General features: G+C 63.8%; 19 protein-coding genes, 2 tRNA genes and 2 rRNA genes. 14 read left to right on the forward strand and 9 right to left on the reverse strand.

Annotated elements, in window-relative coordinates; genetic code table 11:
* Positions 1–5 precede the first annotated feature (5 nt).
* The 5 genes from BDK88_RS03270 (at position 6) to BDK88_RS03290 (ending at position 6,298) form a co-directional block, all read left to right on the forward strand.
* On the forward strand, positions 6–2,075 hold the full coding sequence (locus BDK88_RS03270) for a hydantoinase/oxoprolinase family protein (protein WP_130499145.1): 2,070 nt from the start codon (positions 6–8) through the stop codon (positions 2,073–2,075).
* The gene (locus tag BDK88_RS03275) at positions 2,072–3,661 is read left to right on the forward strand and encodes a hydantoinase B/oxoprolinase family protein (RefSeq protein WP_130499146.1); all 1,590 of its coding nucleotides are present in this window, start codon (positions 2,072–2,074) and stop codon (positions 3,659–3,661) included. Before BDK88_RS03270 ends, BDK88_RS03275 begins: the two co-directional genes overlap by 4 nt.
* Positions 3,654–4,376 (forward strand): maleate cis-trans isomerase family protein, encoded by a 723-nt coding sequence (locus BDK88_RS03280; protein ID WP_130499147.1) that lies wholly within the window; start codon positions 3,654–3,656, stop codon positions 4,374–4,376. Before BDK88_RS03275 ends, BDK88_RS03280 begins: the two co-directional genes overlap by 8 nt.
* Before the next feature lie 114 nt (positions 4,377–4,490).
* Complete coding sequence (locus tag BDK88_RS03285; protein ID WP_130499148.1) at positions 4,491–5,264, forward strand: coenzyme F420-0:L-glutamate ligase; 774 nt, start codon at positions 4,491–4,493, stop codon at positions 5,262–5,264.
* Positions 5,261–6,298, forward strand: a complete 1,038-nt coding sequence (locus tag BDK88_RS03290; RefSeq protein ID WP_130499149.1) for a 5,10-methylenetetrahydromethanopterin reductase — start codon at positions 5,261–5,263, stop codon at positions 6,296–6,298. Before BDK88_RS03285 ends, BDK88_RS03290 begins: the two co-directional genes overlap by 4 nt.
* Before the next feature lie 22 nt (positions 6,299–6,320).
* Here BDK88_RS03290 and BDK88_RS03295 read toward each other — a convergent pair whose 3' ends face one another.
* Positions 6,321–6,515: a hypothetical protein gene (locus BDK88_RS03295; RefSeq protein WP_130499150.1), complete on the reverse strand. Its 195-nt coding sequence runs from the start codon at positions 6,513–6,515 to the stop codon at positions 6,321–6,323.
* 86 nt (positions 6,516–6,601) lie between these two features.
* On the opposite strand from BDK88_RS03295, the gene BDK88_RS03300 reads away from it, so the two are divergent.
* The 6 genes from BDK88_RS03300 (at position 6,602) to yciH (ending at position 11,992) form a co-directional block, all read left to right on the forward strand.
* Positions 6,602–6,811, forward strand: a complete 210-nt coding sequence (locus BDK88_RS03300) for a DUF7573 domain-containing protein (RefSeq protein WP_130499151.1) — start codon at positions 6,602–6,604, stop codon at positions 6,809–6,811.
* A 96-nt stretch (positions 6,812–6,907) separates the two neighbouring features.
* Positions 6,908–7,102 carry a cold-shock protein gene (locus tag BDK88_RS03305; RefSeq protein WP_008010533.1) on the forward strand — a complete coding sequence of 65 codons (195 nt, stop codon included), beginning with the start codon at positions 6,908–6,910 and terminating at the stop codon, positions 7,100–7,102.
* A gap of 209 nt (positions 7,103–7,311) precedes the next feature.
* Positions 7,312–8,292 (forward strand): AAA family ATPase, encoded by a 981-nt coding sequence (locus BDK88_RS03310; RefSeq protein WP_130499152.1) that lies wholly within the window; start codon positions 7,312–7,314, stop codon positions 8,290–8,292.
* Positions 8,289–9,290 carry a DUF58 domain-containing protein gene (locus BDK88_RS03315; protein WP_130499153.1) on the forward strand — a complete coding sequence of 334 codons (1,002 nt, stop codon included), beginning with the start codon at positions 8,289–8,291 and terminating at the stop codon, positions 9,288–9,290. The genes BDK88_RS03310 and BDK88_RS03315 overlap by 4 nt, the downstream gene beginning before the upstream one ends.
* Positions 9,287–11,572, forward strand: a complete 2,286-nt coding sequence (locus BDK88_RS03320) for a transglutaminase TgpA family protein (RefSeq protein WP_130499154.1) — start codon at positions 9,287–9,289, stop codon at positions 11,570–11,572. Before BDK88_RS03315 ends, BDK88_RS03320 begins: the two co-directional genes overlap by 4 nt.
* Positions 11,573–11,698: 126 nt before the next feature.
* A complete protein-coding gene (yciH, locus tag BDK88_RS03325; RefSeq protein ID WP_006180453.1) occupies positions 11,699–11,992 on the forward strand; it encodes a stress response translation initiation inhibitor YciH in 294 nt (97 codons plus the stop codon).
* A 124-nt stretch (positions 11,993–12,116) separates the two neighbouring features.
* Here the strand turns inward: yciH and BDK88_RS03330 are convergent, their stop codons facing one another.
* The 5 genes from BDK88_RS03330 to rimI all read right to left on the reverse strand — a co-directional run bounded on the left by BDK88_RS03330 (position 12,117) and on the right by rimI (position 14,600).
* Positions 12,117–12,482, reverse strand: coding sequence for a rhodanese-like domain-containing protein (locus BDK88_RS03330; RefSeq protein ID WP_130499155.1), 366 nt, complete (start codon positions 12,480–12,482; stop codon positions 12,117–12,119).
* A gap of 91 nt (positions 12,483–12,573) precedes the next feature.
* On the reverse strand, positions 12,574–13,161 hold the full coding sequence (locus BDK88_RS03335) for an NUDIX hydrolase (protein ID WP_130499156.1): 588 nt from the start codon (positions 13,159–13,161) through the stop codon (positions 12,574–12,576).
* Positions 13,162–13,242: 81 nt separating this feature from the next.
* Entirely contained in the window at positions 13,243–13,653 is a 411-nt protein-coding gene (locus BDK88_RS03340) for a DUF5809 family protein (RefSeq protein ID WP_130499157.1), read from the reverse strand.
* A gap of 25 nt (positions 13,654–13,678) precedes the next feature.
* Positions 13,679–14,083, reverse strand: coding sequence for a DUF5810 domain-containing protein (locus tag BDK88_RS03345; RefSeq protein ID WP_130499158.1), 405 nt, complete (start codon positions 14,081–14,083; stop codon positions 13,679–13,681).
* A 43-nt stretch (positions 14,084–14,126) separates the two neighbouring features.
* Positions 14,127–14,600, reverse strand: a complete 474-nt coding sequence (gene rimI / locus BDK88_RS03350) for a ribosomal protein S18-alanine N-acetyltransferase (RefSeq protein ID WP_130499159.1) — start codon at positions 14,598–14,600, stop codon at positions 14,127–14,129.
* 726 nt (positions 14,601–15,326) lie between these two features.
* Between rimI and BDK88_RS21030 the strand changes: the two genes are divergently transcribed.
* The 3 genes from BDK88_RS21030 (at position 15,327) to BDK88_RS03360 (ending at position 16,353) form a co-directional block, all read left to right on the forward strand.
* Positions 15,327–15,467 (forward strand): hypothetical protein, encoded by a 141-nt coding sequence (locus BDK88_RS21030; protein ID WP_165396899.1) that lies wholly within the window; start codon positions 15,327–15,329, stop codon positions 15,465–15,467.
* A 54-nt stretch (positions 15,468–15,521) separates the two neighbouring features.
* Complete coding sequence (locus tag BDK88_RS03355; RefSeq protein WP_130499160.1) at positions 15,522–16,217, forward strand: DUF7119 family protein; 696 nt, start codon at positions 15,522–15,524, stop codon at positions 16,215–16,217.
* A gap of 62 nt (positions 16,218–16,279) precedes the next feature.
* Positions 16,280–16,353, forward strand: a tRNA-Lys gene (locus tag BDK88_RS03360).
* A gap of 577 nt (positions 16,354–16,930) precedes the next feature.
* Here BDK88_RS03360 and BDK88_RS03365 read toward each other — a convergent pair.
* From BDK88_RS03365 to BDK88_RS03375, 3 genes are all read right to left on the reverse strand, one after another.
* Positions 16,931–17,006: transfer RNA gene (locus BDK88_RS03365), tRNA-Cys, on the reverse strand.
* Between the two features lie 143 nt (positions 17,007–17,149).
* Positions 17,150–17,271: ribosomal RNA gene (rrf, locus tag BDK88_RS03370) — 5S ribosomal RNA — on the reverse strand.
* Between the two features lie 136 nt (positions 17,272–17,407).
* Positions 17,408–20,323 (reverse strand): 23S ribosomal RNA (locus BDK88_RS03375).
* Positions 20,324–20,375 lie beyond the last annotated feature (52 nt).

Genomic DNA, 20,375 nt, shown 5'->3' on the forward strand with positions numbered 1-20,375 from the left:
TCTCAATGACAGACGCACCAAACCACGATACGAATTCAGACGCAACGACGCACAACGACTCGAGCGACAACGAGACACGGATCGGCGTCGACGTCGGTGGCACGTTTACCGACGTGGCGCTGTCGGTCGACGACCGGCTCGTCACCGCGAAGGTGCCATCAACCGAGCCCCAGCACGTCGGCGTGCTCGAGGGCATCGAAAAGGCGTGTGACGACGCCAGCATCGAACCCGGCAAGATCGACGGCTTCGCCCACGCCATGACCGTCTCGGTCAACGCCTTGCTCGAGCGCGGCGGCGCGAAGACCGCGCTCGTGACGACCGAGGGGTTCCGGGACGTCCTCGAGATCGGCCGCCAGGACCGGCCGGATCTGTACGATCTCGAGGCCGAAAAGCCCGAAACGCTGGTGCCTCGCGACCGGCGGTTCGAGGTCGACGAACGGACCACCGAAGGCGGCGTCGAGCGGCCGGTCGATGTCGCGGAGGTCCGCGAGCTGGCGGCGACGCTTCGCGACAGCGACGTCGAAGCGGTCGCGGTCTCCCTGCTGCACGCCTATGCCGACCCCGAAAACGAGCGTGTCGTCGCCGAGACGCTGCGCGAAGAACTGGACGTGCCCGTCTCCGCATCTCACGAAGTGCTCGCGGAGTTCCGCGAGTTCGAGCGGACGTCGACGACGGCCGTCGACGCCTACGTCCGGCCGGCGATCGACCACTACATCGGCAAACTGGTCGACGAGGCAAGCGACGCCGGGATTCCGGAACCACAGATCATGCAGGCCAACGGCGGCATCGCCGACCCCGAAACGGTGCGCGAACACGCCGTCACGACGACGCTGTCGGGACCCGCCGCCGGCGTCGTGGGGGCCGCAGCAACCGTCGATGACGACGACGTCGAGGGGCTCGTGACCTTCGACATGGGCGGCACCTCGAGCGACGTGAGCCTCGTCCGGGACGGACAGGCCGAACGGACGACCGACGCCGAAATCGACGGACTGCCAATCCGAACGCCGATGGTCGACGTCAACACCGTCGGCGCGGGCGGCGGCTCGATCGCCTGGGTCGACGCCGGCGGCGCGCTCCGGGTCGGGCCGGAATCCTCGGGCTCCCAGCCCGGCCCCGCCTGTTACGGCCGCGGCGGGACCAAGCCGACTGTCACGGACGCCAACGTCGTGTTAGGCTACATCGGCCCCGAGACCGCACTCGGCGGCGAGATGACCTTAGACGTCGAGGCGGCCCGCGACGCGCTCGGCCGGCTGGCCGACGAAGCAGGCCTCGAGGGACCGCTCGAGGCGGCACAGGGCGTCTACCGCGTCGCGAACGCGACGATGACGCGGACGATCCGCTCGGTAACCGTCGAGCGCGGCCACGACCCACGCGAGTTCGCGCTCGTGGCTTTCGGCGGCGCGGGCCCGATGCACGCCGCGGCACTGGCCGACTCGCTATCGGTCGATCGCGTCGTCGTTCCGCGACCGGGTGGCGTTCTCTCGGCCTTCGGCCTCCTCGCGGCCGACGAGAGCTACGACGCCGTGCGAACGGTGGGCGTCGACCTCGATGGTGCAGACCGGGCGACGCTCGAGGACGTCTACGACGACCTGGTGGCTGACGTGCTCGCTGACGCGTCCGATACGGACGCGGCGCAGGTCGAACGGGCCGCCGACTGCCGGTATGCGGGTCAGAGCTTCGAACTAACCGTCCCCGTCGACGAGGAGTTCGACGCGGCGGCGGTCGAAGCGCGCTTCCACGATGCCCACGAGCGGACCTACGGCTACGCGATGGACGAATCAATCGAGGTCGTCAACCTCCGCGCGACGGCGACGGTGCCGGGCACGGAACCGGGGATCAGCCACGAGGGAACGGGCGACGCCGTCGTCGGTTCCCGGGAGGCACACTTCCCCGAGGCCGGCGCGCGAGAGACGACAGTCTACGACTGGGATCGACTCGAGACGGGTGCGTCGGTCGCGGGACCGGCGGTGCTCGAGCAGGCAGAGAGTACGACGGTCGTCCCGCCGGCCTGGACTGGTGAGATCCTCGCCGATGGGACGCTCGTCATGACGCGAACGGAGGTGGACACAGAATGACAGGAGATTCGACACCCGACACGGCGGACAGTATCGACCCAGTGACCCTCGAGGTCCTGCGCAACCAGTTAGAGAGCGTCGCCGAGGAGATGGGCCAGACCCTGATCCGCGGGGCCTACTCGCCGAACATCAAGGAACGGCGGGACTGCTCGACGGCGCTCTTTGACGCCGAGGGGCAGATGATCGCCCAGGCCGAACACATCCCGGTCCACCTCGGCGCGATGCCCGCTGCAGTCGAAGCCGTCCGCGCACACGACCCCGAGCCCGGCGACGTCTTTGTGCTCAATGACCCATTCACCGGCGGGACGCACCTGCCGGACGTGACGATGGTCTCGCCGATCGCCCCCGACGGGGAAATCGTCGGCTATGCGGTCTCGCGCGCCCACCACGCCGACGTCGGCGGGATGACTCCGGGCAGCATGCCCGCGGGCGCACAGGAGATCTATCAAGAGGGGCTCCGCCTACCGCCGACCCGGCTCGTCGAAGGTGGCGAACCCCGCGAAGATGTCCGCTCGCTCGTGCTCGCAAACGTTCGCAACGCCCGCGAGCGCCGGGCCGACCTCCGCGCACAGCAGGCGGCCAACGAACGCGCCGAGGAACGCCTCGCCGCACTCTTCGACGAACACGGCCGCGAGACCGTCCTCGCGGGCTTCGATGCCGTGATCGACTACTCGCGCGAACGGATCACCGACGAAATCGCGGCGCTCCCGGATGGCACCTACGAGGCCACCGACGTTCTCGAGGGCGACGGCGTGACCGACGAGGACATCGAGATTAGCGTCACGGTGACGGTCGACGGCGAGGCGATCGACGTCGATTTCTCGGGTACCGCCGGCCAGCTCGAGGGGAACCTCAACGCCCCGCTGGCGGTCGCGACGAGCGCCGTCTACTTCGTCGTGCGCTCGATCACCGATCCCGAGATCCCGCCGAACCACGGCTGCTACGAACCCGTGAGCGTCAACGCGCCCGAAGGGACGCTCCTGAATCCGGAGTCCCCAGCCGCCGTGGTCGGCGGCAACGTCGAGACCAGCCAGCGCGTTACCGACGTCGTCTTCACCGCACTCGCACAGGCGGCACCCGATCGGGTGCCCGCACAGGGCCAGGGGACGATGAACAACCTCACCATCGGCGCTCGCGACGGCTCCTTTACCTACTACGAGACGATCGCCGGCGGCTTCGGTGCCCGGGCCGACCGCGACGGGATGGACGGCGTTCAGGTCGGGATGACCAACACGCTCAACACCCCGATCGAATCCTTAGAGACCGAGTACCCGCTGCGAGTCGAGCGCTACGCGCTCCGCGAGGGCAGCGGCGGTCGCGGCCGCCATCGCGGCGGCCTAGGCCTCGAGCGCTCGGTCACCGTCGAGAAGGCATCGACGGTGTCGCTGTTGACCGAGCGCCGTCGCCACGCGCCGAAAGGTGTCGCCGGCGGTGAGGACGGTGCGACCGGCGAGAACCTGATCGACGGCGAGCCGGCCCCCGCGAAGACGACCGTCGACGTCGACGCCGGGACGACGGTCACCGTCAAAACGCCCGGCGGCGGCGGCCACGGCGAGCCGGCAGACGACGGTGACGACGATGTCTGAGCCGAGCGAGCGCTCCGAACGAGTTGGGCTGGTCGTTCCCTCGTCGAACACGACGGCCGAGCCAGAGTTCCGGGCACACCTCCCGGATTCGGTCACCATCCACGGCGCGCGGATGGCCCTCGAGTCGGTCACCGTCGACGAACTCGACGCGATGAGCGACGACGCAGCGCGTGCGGCCGAACTGCTTGGCCACGCCGACATCGACGCAGTCGCCTACGCCTGCACCACCGGCAGCTTACTCCACGGGCCGGGATTCGATGCCGAACTCGAGGAGCGACTGACCGAGGCGGCCGGCGTCCCCGCAGTGGCGACGGCCCGCTCGGTCGTCCGCGGGCTCGAGGCGCTCGACGCCGAGCGAATCGCCGTCGTAACGCCCTATACCAGCAACCTCGACGCGAAAGAGCAGGACTTCCTCGAAGCAGCGGGGTTCGAGGTCGCATCGATCGACGGCCGGGGACTCGCAGCGAACACGGCCATCGGCGCGCTGACGCCTGATGACGCGTTCCAACAGGTCCGCGAACACGTCGATCCCGCCGCCCTCGACGCCGTCTTCGTCTCCTGTACGAACTACCGCTCGCTGGCAGTGGTCGACGACCTCGAGTCGAAACTGGGGGTGCCGGTGATCACGAGCAACGGCGCGACGCTGTGGGACCTCTGTGGAGCGGCGGATCTCGCAGTCGACGGCCCGGGAACGCTGTTCAATCACGACCGCTAACGCCGCGCTCAGCGTGGGCCGCGCCACCACGGTAGCGTCGTGTCGACCGTTGGCATCGGTGGCCGAAGTCTCCGGTGACGGTGCGCTTTTGACGGCGCTGCCCTACGCTTCGGTATGAAGCTCACCGGCGTGGCGGAGCTCCCCGAGATCCGCCCCGGCGACGACATCGCCGAACTCGTCGCAGAGCGGGCCGCCCTCGAGCCCGGCGACGTCCTCACCGTCGCGAGTACGATCGTTTCGAAAGCCGAGGGCCGGACGGCCGATCTCGCCGACTACCCCGTTAGCGGCCGCGCCCAGGAGATCGCCGACCGCATCGAAGCGGTGGCCGGCGAGGAGAAGGATCCGCGGTTCGCACAGGCGGTCTTAGAGGAGAGCACGGAACTGCTGATCGACTGTCCGTTCCTGCTGGCCGAAACCCGCTTCGGGCACATCGCGCCGAACGCGGGGATCGATCGCTCGAACGTGCCCCACCACGACCTGTTGTTGCTGCCGAAGCGACCGACCGAGAGCGCCGAGCGGATCCGTGCGGGCCTCGAAGCGCGCGGCATCGAGGATATCGCAGTGATCGTCACGGACACCTGCGGACGGCCGTTTCGCCACGGCCAGCGCGGCGTCGCGATCGGCTGGGCCGGCATACCCGCGAGCCGGGACTGGCGCGGCGAATGCGACCGCGACGGCCACGAACTCGGCGTCACCGTCCAGTCCGTGGTCGACGAACTCGCGGCCGCCGCGAACCTCGTGACTGGCGAAGGTGCCGGCGGGACGCCCGCCGTGGTCGTCCGCGACTGGGAGTTTGGCGATCACGACGGGAGCGACGAACTGTTTCGCGCCGTCGAGGACGACCTCGTCCGACAGGCGCTGCGAGAATGGAGCTTTGACGACACATGACAGGGAACACTGACTCGAGCGACGACGCACCGACTGCAAGCACCGACCCGACGTGGGCCATCGAACTCACGCCCGAACACCCGCCAGAGCGGATCGCCGACCTCGCGGCACTGGCCGAGGATGAGGGATTCGACATCGCGTTCACGAGCAGCCACTACTTCAACCGCGATCCGTTCGTGGTGTGCTCACGGATGGCTGACGCCACCGACGAACTCCGGCTGGGACCGGGCGTGGTCAATCCCTACGAGACCCATCCCGTGAAACTCGCAGCCCAGGTGGCGACGATCGACGAGGTCAGCGACGGCCGCGCGGTCTTCGGCGTCGGTGCCGGCGATCGGTCCTCGCTGTCGAATCTCGGGATCGACCGCGACCGGCCGCTCCGGCGCGTCCTCGAGACATTCGACCTCGCGCGCGACCTCTGGGCCGGCGAGACGGTCACCCACGACGGAACTTTCAGCGCGACCGATGCCTCGCTGAATCTCGAGCCCCCATCGGGCCGGATTCCGACCTACGTCGGCGCACAGGGGCCACACATGCTCCGGATGAGCGCGAAACACGCAGACGGCGCGCTGGTCAACGCCTCGCATCCCAAGGATCTCGAGTGGGCTGCGGGCCAGCTGGAAAAAGGGCTGGCAGAGCGGCCGGACGACTACGGCGACTTCGAGGCACTCGCGTTCGCGAGTGTCAGCGTCGCCGGCAACGAGGACGAGGCACGCGAGGCGGCCCGCCCACCCGTCGCCTTTATCGTCGGCGGAGCCGCGGAACCGGTCCTCGAGCGCCACGACATCGACCGTGAGGCCGCCACGGCGGTCAGCGACGCACTCGAGCAAGGAGAGCTGACCGAGGCGTTCGGTCACGTCACCCCGGCGATGATCGACGCCTTCTGTATCGCGGGCACGACAGAAACGGTCGCCGACCGATTTGCAGCGGCGCTCGAGCACGTCGACGGCATCGTCGTGGGCTCGCCGCTGGGGCCGGATCTCGAAGATGCAGTCGAACGTGCGAGCGAGGCGCTCACACGCGCGACGAAGTAAAAAACGAATCTGCGGAATCTCCTTAGCTCGCGGTAAAGAGGTTGCCGACGGCACCGAGCGTCAGCAGCCCGAAGACGGCCATCGAGAACGCGACGAGGAGCCCACCGACCAGGACGAGCAGGGGCGCGAGGCCATCGCCCATCGCCACGTCGCTGAAGAGGCTGATCATTTCGGTGATGTTGTCCACGACAATGTTCATCGGTGTGATAGTGACCATATTCGGGGGTTGTTATCGATGCTACTTGGCGGTGCCGGTCCCGCGCCGACGGAGCGATTATACCGGTGGCGGTCCTATCACGACGCGTGACCGACGACGCGACGCTCTCTGATTTCGCAGCCGCTGACGACGAGTCGCCGACGGACGCAAGTACCGATACGGCTGGTTCGGCGGGGGGAGCCAGCCGATCGACGTACGCCTGGGGCGAGTACATGTGTACCCAGTGTGAGCAGTCGACCGACCGCGTCTGGCGTGATGACGGCGACCTCGTCTGTCCGGACTGCAAATCGTGGTAAGAGGCGGGTAAGATCGGCAATAGCGCCCGTCTCGAGGCGGGCTTGCGAGTGCGCTCCCGAAGTTTTATGTTTTCGTCGGGGTTGTATTCACTTGCAATGGCGAAAGGTACGGTCGCATTCTTCAACGACACTGGCGGCTACGGATTCATCGAGACTGACGACGCGGACGAGGACGTGTTCTTCCACATGGAGGACATCGGCGGTCCTGACTTAGAGGAGGGTCAGGAACTGGAGTTCGACATCGAGGAGGCCGAGAAGGGGCCACGCGCGACCAACGTCGAGCGGCTCTAGGCTGGTCCGACAGGAGGTATCGTTTTCTGATTGCTACGTCCATAGCGGCGGCGCTCGCGTGAGCGCGTTCGTGAGCGCTGACGGCTCGAGCGACTGCTATCGGCGGCCGCGTATTTTGCTATAGATGTCATTCACATAGCACAAAACATATGTTCCGAAGTGTTGGATGGCGTCGTACTGGCCGAGTCCCCGCCAAAAGCCACCAGCATATGACTGATACGAATTCGACAGGAGATGCACGTACCGAGCCAGCGGCTGCTGGCGATCACCTCGAGATTCCGGCGGTCGAACGGCTCTGTGCCGACATCGAAGCAAACGTCTCGCGCGTCATCGTCGGCCACGAGGACGTTATCGAACACGTCGTCATCGCCCTCCTCGGCCGTGGCCACGTCTTACTCAATGACGTTCCCGGCGTCGGCAAGACTATGCTCGCGCGATCAATCGCCACATCGGTCGACTGTTCGTTCAGCCGCATCCAGTTTACGCCCGATCTCCTTCCGACCGACGTCACCGGCGTGAACGTCTTTAACCAGCAAACCCGCGAGTTCGAGTTCCAACCCGGCCCCGTCTTCGGCAACATCGTGCTCGGCGACGAGATCAACCGCGCGCCGCCGAAGACCCAGGCCGCATTACTCGAGGCCATGGAGGAAGAGCAAGTCACTACCGACGGTCAGACGCGCACGCTGCCGACGCCGTTTACCGTGATCGCGACCCAGAACGCCGTCGAGCCGAATCGGACCTACGACCTGCCCTTCGCCGAGGTCGACCGCTTCATGAAGAAACTCCGACTGGGCTACCCCGAGCCCGACGAGGAAGCCGACCTGCTCGGCCGGACCGTCGGCGACCACCCTATCGAGTCGCTCGAGCCAGTGACCGACCGCGAGACGCTCGTTGCCGCCCGTGAAACCGTCTCGAGAGTGCAGGTCGCACAGCCGGTTCGAGAGTACGTGACGCGACTCGCGGCCGATACCCGCGAACACGCCCACATCGGCGTCAGCCCCCGTGGGACGATCTCGCTGTTGCGCGCGGCGCAGGCGCGTGCCGCTGCGGACGGCCGGGAGTACGTCCTCCCCGACGACGTCCAGACCGAGGCCCCCGTCGTCATGAGCCATCGGATCAAAACGGCCGACCGCGATCGTGACGGGGACGCGATCGTCGCCGACGCGCTCGAGCGTGTCCCCATCGAATGAGACTCACACGCCGAGGCTGGGCCGTCGTCGCAACCGCAGGCGGGGCCGTCGCACTGAGCTGGCGATTCGGTCCCCGAGCGCTGAACGCGGTCGTCGTCCCACTGGTCATCGTCTTGCTTGCTGGCCTCGTCACGGTCGGCCGTGCAGATCGGCCACGCGTCACCCGCCAGCTCGTCGCCGAGGGGTTCGTCGGCGAACACCGGACGGTCGCGGTCACGATCGAGACCGACAGTCCGCTCGCCGCGACCGTCAGCGACGCCGTCGGTGAGGGCCTCTCGGCAGCCACGAGACCCGTCGCCGCGATCACGCTCGAGGGCGAGCAGACGGTTACCTACGACATCGAACTCGCACACCGAGGCCGCCATCGGGTCGGCCCGCTCGAGATCGTCGTCAGCGACGTCGTCGGCCTCGTCGAACGTCGTTTCGAGTTCACGGACCGCAGACCCGTGCTCGTCTATCCGCAGGTCCACGAGGTGGGTCGGGGAGCCGCCGACGAGCTACAGGCGCTGGTCGGCATCACCGAGCACCGCGAGCACGAGACGTTCGACCACCTCCGGGACTACCACCGCGGGGACCCGCTGCGCGACGTTCACTGGAAGAGCGCAGCCAAACGTCCCGACGGCGACCTGCTCGTCAGGGAGTACGACGAAAGCGAGGGCAGCACTGCCGTCACCGTCGCCGCCGAGTGTGTCGCCGGCCGCGACGACGAGTTGGCAACAGCCGCCGCGACTGTCGTGACCGTTCTCCTCGAGCGAGGGCTCTCAGTCGGGCTCGTCGTTCCCGACGGGAACGTGCCACCGGAAGCGGGCCGAGAGCACCATCGGGCGCTTCTCGGCCTGCTTGCCGTCGTCGATGCCGGCGAACTCGATGAACGGACACGACGGGCCGCCGACGTAGTGGTTCGAACTGACACGGACGGAACGACGATCGTCGCCGACAACCGCGAACTGCCCTTCGATGAGTTCGCCAGTGGCGACCACCCGGGGGTGACGATATGAGCACGGACGCGTCCGGGCGAGCCGACGAACGACCGATCTCGCTCGAGACGGACGGGGTCGACGGCGCTGGGGCCGCCCGCTCGATCGCACTACTCTGTGTGCTTGCCTTGACGGCGTCGTACGTGAGCGTCCTCTATGGGATCACGCAGGTCGTTGGCGGCAGTCTGTCGCTGATCGCACTCGTCGCGGCGATGCTCGTCGGGGCGACGGTACTTGCACGACTGATTCGGCCGTGGACCGCAGCGGCCCTTGCACTGGCAGCCGCTGGGATCGGCTTCGCCTACTATCTCACGTCGGCCGGTGTCGATCCGAGCGTCGTCATTACGGCAGCCGACACGATCGTCTCGGATACCGTCGCGCTCGCGACCGGGCTGCCTCTCCTTCAGATGGTACAAGCGGGCATCTGGACGCTGGGGTTTGCACCTGGACCCGTCTTCCTCTCGTGGTATCTCGCCATGCGAGGCCGGTACGGACTCGCCATCGTTCCCGGCGGAGCCGCCCTCGGGTTTCTCGTGCTGACCGGCGACGCGGGCATGCTCGTCACTGTGACCGGCACCCTCGCCGCCATCGGAGCCATCGCGGCCGGCGAACTCGAGCGCCACGGCGGCTCGATACAGCAGGCAGACCTGCTCGCGGCACTGTTCGCGCTCGCCGTCGTCCTCTCGCTTTCGGTCACAGTCGTCCCCGGCCAGCCGGCGGCACCGACTCACCTCGCTCAGGGCGAGTCTGGCACGCTCGAGGCAACGCTCGACACCGCTCCTCGGCAGTCAGGAATCGCGGGCGCAGTCGACCTCTCGCCTGCGGTCCGATTTACCGTCGAGTCGGACCAGCGATCGTACTGGCGGACCGGCGTCTACGACCGATTCACCGGCGACGGGTGGATCCGGACCGGTCGGAGCAGCCAGTACGACGAACCCCTTCCATCGCCGCCCAACAACGGCGAGACGGTCGAACAGACCATCACCGCCGAGACGAAACTGGGCGTCATGCCCGTCGCGCCACAGCCGATCACTATCGACGGCGACGTGACACGACGGACAACCGTCTCGAGACACGGCCAGCCGCGACCGGAAACGCCGCTGTCGGCAGGCGAACGCTACACCGTCGTAAGTAGCGTCGTCGATCCCGACCCAGCAGCGCTTCGGACTGCCGGAACGGATTATCCCGACAGCGTCACCGACCGGTACCTTCAGCTGCCCGAAAGTACCTCGAGCGAGTTCCGAGCGCAGACCGCCGAGATCACGGCTGACGCGGAAAATCCATACGAGACCGCAGTTGCGATCGAACGCCACCTCGAGTCATCGAAGGACTACTCGCTGTCGGTCACCAAACCCGACGGCAACGTCGCCGAGGCGTTCACGACGGAGATGGAGGCAGGCTACTGCGTCTACTTCGCGACGGCGATGACCCAGATGCTCCGCGCAGAAGGGGTCCCGGCCCGCTACGTCACCGGCTACACGAGCGGCCAACAGATCGACGACGAGACCTACGTCGTCCGCGGGCTCGATGCCCACGCCTGGGTCGAGGTCTACTTCCCGGACCACGGCTGGGTCCGGTTCGATCCGACGCCGGGCGACAGCCGCGAGGATGTCCACACCGACCGGCTCGAGCAAGCCCGCGATGCCGGCAGCGAGAACGTAGACACGGCAGAAAGCGACGACGTGCCGGTTTCCGACGAGGCGTCTGCCCCCACCGGTAACGAGCCCGGCGAACAACCGGAGTCCGACCCCAACGAAACCACCGATCCGGACGACCCGAACGAATCGACACCGGCGACACAGGGCAACGAGACCAACGAGACGCCGTCTACCCCAGCGACCGACACGAACGGCGGCGACTCGATAACCGATGGCTCGCTCGTCACGATCACGCGCGACACGGCAGCGCTCGGACTCGTGGCGCTCATCGGCCTCGCTGCGGGCGCGCGCCGAACCGACGCGGCGGCGCGTCTCCGACGTAAACTTGGTATCTACTGGCACGGTCCCCGACGCGATCCCGATCGAGACGCCGAACGCGCGTTCGCCCGCCTCGAGCACCTTCTGGCCCGGCAGTACCGTCCACGGCGTCGGTCGGAGTCGGCTCGTGCATACCTGCACGCACTGTCGACGGCAGCCGACGCGGCCGACGCGACGCCGATCGACGCGCGGGGCGAACGCGTCGTCGACTACTACGAACGGGCGACCTACGGGACCGGCGTCAGTCGAACAGAAGCCGATGAAGCGATCGCGATCGTCGACGAGCTCGCTCGCGACCGGCTTCCGGTGGTCGGTCGGCTGCGCTGAGACGGCTGACAGCCGACACTTCCGCAGTCAGTGACCCTAAGAGCCCCAGCGGACTCAAAAAGAACCACGCGAGCGCATGCGGGTCCCGATAGTGTTTAATATGCCCGTTTCATAGCAACGAACGTAATGTCGGAAGTCTGCTCGACGTGCGGGCTGCCCGAGGAACTCTGCGTCTGCGAGGACGTAGCCAAGGGACAACAGCAACTCAACATCCGCATTGACGAGCGCAGATACGGGAAAGAGGTAACGATCGTCGAAGGATTCGATCCGAAGGACGTCGATCTGGACAGTCTCTCGTCGGATCTCAAATCGAAGTTCGCCTGTGGCGGCACCGTCGAGGACGACCAGATCGAACTGCAGGGGAACCACACCGGCCGCATCGAGGAGTTCCTTCGGGACCGCGGCTTCAACGTCGCCTAATGCCCGCGATGCTCTGAGACGACTTCCGAGCCCACGACCGCGTCGCAATTCTCCTATCGTTTTTTACATCGCTCTCGAATAGCTGTGTCACCGTCGTTCGGTCGAACTCCTGGTAGATAGACGATTAGAACGGCGACTCACGCGTTGCCGACTCCGCGTCGTCTCCGTCCTCGCGGACGAGACCGAACTTCATGCCGTACTTATCGAGGCCGCCAGCCATACTCTCGACGCGCGCGTCGGCAGTCCCCTCGTAAGAGCCGATGAGCTGTGCAGCCTGCACGCTCGATTTGCCATGCGGGCAGACAGTGACGATGTGGTCTGCGTCCTCGAGTTCGTCGACCCGACTCGTGAGTTCGTAAAACGGGATGTTCTCGCTGCCGGGAATGTGACTGTGCTCGAACGCTTGCTCGTCACGAATGTCGACGATACAAACGTCAGCATCGTCCTCGAGCAGGTCGTGGACCTCGTCAGTGGAGATTTCGCCGTCCATTACCAGCTTGTTGGACGCGCGGACCTAAGTCAGTAAAGGTTTCAGCAGTCAACCGGACTGGTACAACGACGAACGAGAAAACCGATAGCGCCTACAGCAGCCCGTCTTCTTTCGCGAGCAACAACCCCTCCAACGTCGCGTCGTTCGTCGGCTGCTCGCGGGCACGCTCGAGTGCCTCGTCAACCGGTACGGTCGTCACCTCGAGAAACTCGTTGTTGTCGAGCTCCTGCTCGCCCGGCTCGAGCCCCTCGGCATAGACGATCGCACGATCGTGGCGCAAAACACCGGTCGCGACCGCGTACTCCTGAAGGAGCGCGGTACTCGTGGGCCGAAAGCCGGTCTCCTCTTCGAGTTCACGCGTCGCCGCCTGCGTGTAGGACTCGCCGTCCTCGACGATTCCCGCCGGGAGCTCGAGATGTGTTTCGCGGATCGTCGGACGGTACTGTTCGACGAACAGGATGCGATCGCCGGTGTCACGCCCATCATCACCGTCGTCCGTGTCCGCGAGGACACCACCATCGATCCGCGCGACAACGACCACTGCAGGCGGCAGGTCTGCCCAGTAGTACCGTTTCTCGCTCCCATCGGGCTGTTCGAAGCGATCGTAGCCGCCGTCGTACCAGCCCGTCTCGTACTCGGTTCGCTCCTCGAGCAAGTCCCAGTCGTCGGGTACAGTCATCGTCAAAGCGTGGGTCCTCGAGCAGATAATAGATGATGGTCACCGGCGTAGAGCCGGTTCGATCCCTGTCCCGAAGGCCATCTAGACGAGATCTCGATACAAGCGCCCGAACGCCTGCCGCCGAAGCGTCGCGACTGCCGCCGCTTCCTCGTTCTGGAACGTCGCTGCGACGGCTTCATCGTCCGGCCCCACGTGCCAGACGACGTGGTCGACAGCCTCGTGACCAATCCTTGTCACCTCGCCGTCGTACGTTTCGCGCCAGTCCTCGAACTCCGAACGGCTCCCGATATGGACCTCGAGTAAGCTCGCAAAAAGCGCGTCACGGGCGGTTTCGACGACGTCGCCGGTGACGCGCTCGTCGTACTCCTCGCGGTCGAACGCCATCGCCTTCGTGACTTCGCGGACGACCGTCTGGGCCGCAGGGCCGACGGATTCGTACTGCGCTCGCGCGTCCTCGGCCGACTCAAAGGCAAACGTCCCCTCGGTGTGCATATCAGTCCAGTCGGAAGAGTGGTAGTTACGCGTTTTCGTTCTCGTCGCCGTCGCCTTCGTGGTCCGTCATCTCGCGGGTGAGTTCAGCGGCCTCCTCGAGGACGCGCTGGGTCTCGGCGGTCATCGACCCACGGCCCTGCTGGCGGCTCTGCCGTGCGATTCCCGCCTCGAGCGAGTCGGGCCGTCCGGGGTCGTGTCCGTGGCCATGATCGTGGCCAGTCGCCTCGAACTCGGGCGTATCGATCTCCTCCGCGTGCGGGCTGATGCGCTCGCCGAGTTCCTCGGGCGTGCAGTCGCTCCAGTCGGGTGCGTACTCGGCGAGCCACTCGCGGTGGTCCTCACGACCGAGCGATGCGGTGATCGCAAGGTGGTTCGCAAGGTGTACTGCGTCTGCCTCCTCGGCGTCACAGACCGGACAGGCGTATCCCATACGCACTCGTACGACTCCGGACGCTAAAACGTCCCGCAACCCGCTATCCCACCTTCCGAATCATTACGATCGCATCCTCGCCATCGGCATAGTAGCTTGGAACTCGCCGCAGCGGCTCGAAGCCGAACTCCCGGTACAGCCGTTTCGCCCCATCGTTCGACTGCCGCACCTCGAGTTTGACCGTGTCGGCACCGTGGGCCGCGAGCACGCCGAGCGATCGGGAAAGCAACGTGGAGGCGACGCCCACCCGACGGTAGTCAGGATGGACGGCGACGTCTTTGATATGCCCGAGCGCGCGGCCGATCTGTTGTGTAACGTCGGCGACGACGTATCCGGCGATCCTTCCGTCGATTTCGGCAACAAGAAAGCCGGGTTCACCGAGGAATCGCTCGAAGGCGTCGTACGGCCAGGCCTGCGAAAAGGACGCGTTCTCGATGCGAACAACTGCAAGGAGATCCGCACGCTCTGCGGGCCTAATCGACACCGCCTCGCCGTCCTCGGGTGCGGAAGTCGTCACACGCGAGGCTAACACACCAAGCAGTAAAAGCCGTGCGCGTCGCGGCAGGGACATCCACGGTCTGCGGTTCGCGGTTTCGGTATATTTGATATGAGTTGACCGAACAAACCTCGGTTACCAGTGTCGAACGACCGCGCGCCAGCCCACAGAGTCGCCGCGTCGGAACTGATCTGGCAGTATCCGGTTCAAATCCGGCCTCAACTATCGCCAGTACCGCCTTACAAGGCTATTTATCGTGGTATACGGGCACACAATTCGTTGCGAGGAGTGCCTCACCTACCGGCCCATATTGCCACATCCAGGCCAGTAGCGAGCACCTGCGCCCTCGAGGCTCCTGTACGACATGAGGGCTCCAGCGTCACGAACGACGACGTTCATCGTCACGCCCCACCAGCAGCCAGGCAGTTGTACACACTGCGATGACCGCAACAGCACGAAATAGTTGTCTCGAACAGCACCACAACGTCGACACGTCCGTGTTTCGGGCTGTCTACGCGGCTCGAGCGAGCAGTCGATCACAAATATCGGCTTTCGGCCCCTGTCGGAAAGACCGAGGTTGCCCTCGGCTCTCGCATCGGATAGACTCGGTTGAGGAACCGGTTCGACACGCTGGCGTCGAACGCGCTACTCGTCGGAGATAGCGGCATAATCGACCCATAAGACAGAGCACGGGTATCTCTTGCAGCCGAAACGATACTTATACTGGCGGGGTTCGAAACGCCGTCGATGACTGATACAGCCGAATGCAATCCAAAGCCGGCCGAACAAGACCCAACGGAACGCGATGACACACATCTCGCCGACATCGAAGAGGGGGCCGGCTGTACGGAAATCTGGGAGCATCTCGCCGAGCAGCGCGAGGAGTGATACCTCTCTCGTCCAGACAATGAGCTTTTTGATGCGAGCAACCTATGCAGGTTTATGACCGACAATCGACCCGGTGAGGGTCCGAACCGCCGCGCCGAGAACGGTCAATCGGTTCCGACGGATCGTGAATCGCCCGTCGGCGCACCAGTTATCCGGGGCGACGAATCGGTCACCGGAACCCGCGCCCGCGAAGCCGTACAATTCGACCCCGACGACCCCGACAGTCTCGCTGCCGCCGCCGAGACCGTCCGCCGGTTCGCCGCTGGGAAAACCACCGACGACCACCTCTACATGCTTCGCGGTGCAGCCGCCTGTGCCGCTCTTGTCCGTGGTGAAGGCTCGTACAAAGCCGCTGCTGAACGTGCCGGTGGCGAAACGACTGTCTCGTTCATCCGCAAGTGGGCCCGCGTCCACGACCTTCCGCGGTCGGTCCGCAAACAGGTGGCGCTCGGTCAGATTGCACCGACCGCTGCCAAACACATCGCTCGCGTCGGTGGCGAAGCACGACTGTTGCTCGCGTGGGCAACCCTCGATGGCGACCTTACCGTCCGCGATGTCCGCAGCATCGCCAGCAAAGTCAACGATGGCGTTCCGATCGATCGGGCACTCGTCGCACACGACGTCGTCCTCGGTGAACTCGAGCTTACGCTCTCGCCGAGGACGTACCGCGATCTCCGGCGACGGGCATCTATCGAAGGCGTCGAACCGGGTCAGCTCGTCACAGACGCACTCGAACACTACTTCGAATAACAGCCTCCGCGCCGATCGAGAAAGAAACGTTTAACCGGGACACCCCAAAAGAGGGAACTACAGGGCCGGTAGCTCAGTCTGGCAGAGCGTCTGGCTTTTAACCAGACGGTCGCGTGTTCAAATCGCGCCCGGCCCGCTTTTGCGACGAACAACGTCGTTAGGAGCACCGCGACTAGAGCGATTTCCAGGAGACGAGTCACAGCCCGTACAGTGAGCAAAGCGAACGAGCAGGAAGTCTCAGTGTAGTTCACAGACCTGCATCTCACCGTAACCAACTCCGCGAGCGACGAGCATTGAGAACAGTATTCACACGCAGAGTGCGTGCATTCTCATCCCGTGTCACATTTAAACAACACCAACCATCGCTCCTGTCTCACGTTCTCTCTGCACGTTACAAGAGTGAACTCTCAGGTTGAAAATGTCTCTCGAGACTAATCATATTCCAGATCATCTCCAAACGGTGCCTATGGCGTCTCCCAGCAGGACAGTCAGATGTGTCCTGCTGTTCGAGAGAAGACGCTCTTACAACTGACTTCGGGACCCTAAAGCACTCTCGAGACTACGTCAAAGTCCGCAACGCAAGCATCGATAACGGAACTGATCAACTACAGTCATCCAACTGCATGATATACTCAACGAACAGTCCTACCACCTTGACTGACAGTAGTTCCGCTCAAGAGATCCAGGTGTGTCGACTCGGAAAAACGTAGAAGAGCCAAGGGCCGGATTTGAACCGGCGGTGGGCGGCTCTGCAGGCCGCTGCGTTCGGCCGGACTCTGCCACCTTGGCGCATTTTCTTCTTGTTACTGCGTTCGTTTAAGCATAGCGGTACGGATCAGCCCCGGTTAGAGCCTGACTGGCATATACGCAGAAAGCCCCACAGAACGACCGCGTTTGCGGTTGCTCTGTGGGGCTACTGTATTGAGTATGAGTGGAGGCGGCGAAACGAGTTTCCCAGAGGGTCGCCCACTCCAGTACTCACCGTAACGCAGGCGGGCTTATCTTCCGTGTTCGGGATGGGTACGGGAGGAACCCCGCCGCTGTGGCCGCCGTAACGCCGACCGACGGATTCGAACCGTCGTCAAACCGTAATCGGTGGTGTGTCCAAGACCGTCATGTACGTGTAGTCCAGTTTGCGTCCGGACCCGTTCACCGCGTCACGGATCCAATGCGTTATAGTTGTAGTTATGAGTGTGTGGCTTGGCCGATTAGTGCTCGCGGACTCAACACCTCGTTGCCTTGGTGCGTACATCCCGAGTCTATCGATCTCGTCTTCTACGAGTGGCCTCGGTGGTATCTCTTTTCCAGGTGGGTTTCGAGCTTAGATGCGTTCAGCTCTTACCCCGTGGTGCGTGGCTGCCCAGCACGTGCTCTTTCGAACAGCTGGTACACCAGTGGCACCCATTCGTAGTTCCTCTCGTACTATACGAACGTTCCCGTCAGATACCGTAACACCCCCAATAGATAGCAGCCGACCTGTCTCACGACGGTCTAAACCCAGCTCACGACCTCCTTTAATAGGCGAACAACCTCACCCTTGCCCGCTTCTGCACGGGCAGGATGGAGGGAACCGACATCGAGGTAGCAAGCCACCCGGTCGATATGTGCTCTTGCGGGTGACGACTCTGTTATCCCTAAGGTAGCTTTTCTGTCAGCAATTGGCCGCATCAAGCAGCCTAATTGGTTCGCTAGACCACGCTTTCGCGTCAGCGTCCGTCGTTGTGCCGGACACTGTCAGACTTCCGTATGCTCTTGCGCTCTTTCCCGCGTCTCCGACGCGGGTGAGGAAATCTTGGGGCGCGCTCGATATCTTTTCAAGCGCGTACCGCCCCAGTCAAACTGCCCGGCTACCAGTGTCCTCCGCCAGGAGTGAGAGTCGCAGTCACCATCGGGTAGTATTTCAATGCTGCCTCGGTGGCCCGCTAGCGCGGGTACCTGTGTACCGGCTCCTACCTATGCTGCACAATGGCGACCACGTCTCAGTGACAGCCTGCAGTAAAGCTCTATAGGGTCTTCGCTTCCCCTTGGGGGTCTCCAGACTCCGCACTGGAACGTACAGTTCACCGGGCCCAACGTTGGGACAGTGGCGCTCTCGTTGATCCATTCATGCAAGCCGCTACTGAAGCGGCAAGGTACTACGCTACCTTAAGAGGGTCATAGTTACCCCCGCCGTTAACAGGTCCTTCGTCCCCTTGTACGGGGTGTTCAGATACCTGCACTGGGCAGGATTCAGTGACCGTACGAGTCCTTGCGGATTTGCGGTCACCTATGTTGTTACTAGACAGTCGGAGCGCCCGAGTCACTGCGACCTGCCCCTAACAGGGCAGGCATCCCTTATTGCGAACGTACGGGACTAACTTGCCGAATTCCCTAACGTCGGTTGCTCCCGACAGACCTTGGCTTTCGCCGCCACGAGTACCTGTGTCGGATCTCGGTACGGACAGTGTGCTCGCCTTTTCACGGGCTCTCGGTTGACCTGACTTGCGCTATCCAGCCATTCAATCGCTTCGTGCCATTACGGCTTCCACGATTTTCGACTGTTCGACTGGGCGAAGGCCCAGCTCAGGCGGCCCCAAAGCGTTGGCTTTGAATGCACACTGGCATAGGAATATTAACCTATTTCCCTGTTGTCAGCTTCGACTTACGGGCTGACTTAGGACCGGCTAACCCTCAGCTGATCAGCAGTGCTGAGGAACCCTTACTCGTTCGGCCGTCGGGGGTCTCACCCGACTCACGCTGCTACTATGACCAGGATTTTCGTTACTGAACGGTCCACACGAAATCTCTTCCGTGCTTCCACCCGAACAGAACGCCAACCTACGGGATCACCTTGTGACAGGTGCCGCTAGGTCTCGGTGGTGGATTTGAGCCCCGATCATTTTGGGCGCCTCAAACCTCGGCCGGTAAGCTGTTACGCTTTTCTTAGAGGGTAGCTGCTTCTAAGCTCACCTCCCGGCTGTCTAGGGCTTGAGACCACCTTCGATCGCACTTAATCCACACTTGGGGACCTTAACCCAGCTCTGGGTTGTCTCCCTCACGGTACACAGGCTTACCCCGTGCACCGGACTCCCTGCGTCAAGCGGCGTTCGTAGGTTCGGAGTTGGACAGGGGGGCGCACTCCTCTCGGAGTGCGGTCCCCCAATCCGTCGCTCTACCCCACGAACTACCTCGGCAGAGGTGATGCTTCGACATCTTTCGGTTGGAACCAGCTGTTTCCGGACTCGATGGGCCTTTCACCCCTAGACGTAGATCACGAGAGGGTATTGTAGGACACCAACTCTAACAGGCCTCCACGTGCCTTTCGGCACGCTTCACCTTGTCCACGCCTAGATCGTCCGGTTTCGGGTCGTGCCCGTTTGACTCCCCGCGCTTGAACACGGCGGCCCTCGCAATGCCTGCGGCCATGTCGGTTTCCCTACGCCTTCCTCGATAATCGAGTTAGACTCGTCAAACAGGCACACTCCCTGGTTCGTTTTTCAAAACGTACGACAGAACACCGGCTTCCCAAACTTCCTACTAGCAGCTCGCGCTGCGGTCGTTTTGTCCGGGACCTTGTGTGCTCTGTCGCTCCATCGCCAACTGATTTCACGCCCTATTGCACCTCCCTTTGTGGGGTGCTTTTCAGCGTTCGCTCACGCTACTTGTTCGCTATCGGTCTTGAGGAGTGTTTAGTCTTCGCAGGTCGATGCCCGCGATCTTCACGAGGGATATCCAACCCCCGATACTCTGGAACTGACGCGTTCCGTACTCGACGACATTACGGGACTGTCACCCTGTTTCGTGCTCTGTTCCAAGAGACTTCGTGTCGCGTTTCGGGAAGTGAAAGTCAGTCCGAACACCACATTGCCCGAAGGCTTCGGTTTGGACTGTATCGCGTTCATTCGCCATTACTAACGACATCACGTTCGTTTTCTTTTCCTGTCGATACTAAGATGTTTCAATTCTCGACGTTCCCCATTGCGCGAAGCAATTGCGGTGGGGATTCCCATTCGGAGATCCTGAGTTCTTTGCCTCCGTGCGGCTCCCTCAGGCTTATCGCAGCTTGGCACGTCCTTCTTCAGCTCTCAAGCCGAGCGATCCACCAGCTGGCACAGTAGCCACGTTCATCGGATCGGCGTTGCGACAGAGTCGCAACGTTGAGTGACCCGGGAACGGGTC

This window comes from Natrinema hispanicum (assembly GCF_004217335.1).
GTDB classification, from domain to species: Archaea; Halobacteriota; Halobacteria; order Halobacteriales; family Natrialbaceae; genus Natrinema; species Natrinema hispanicum.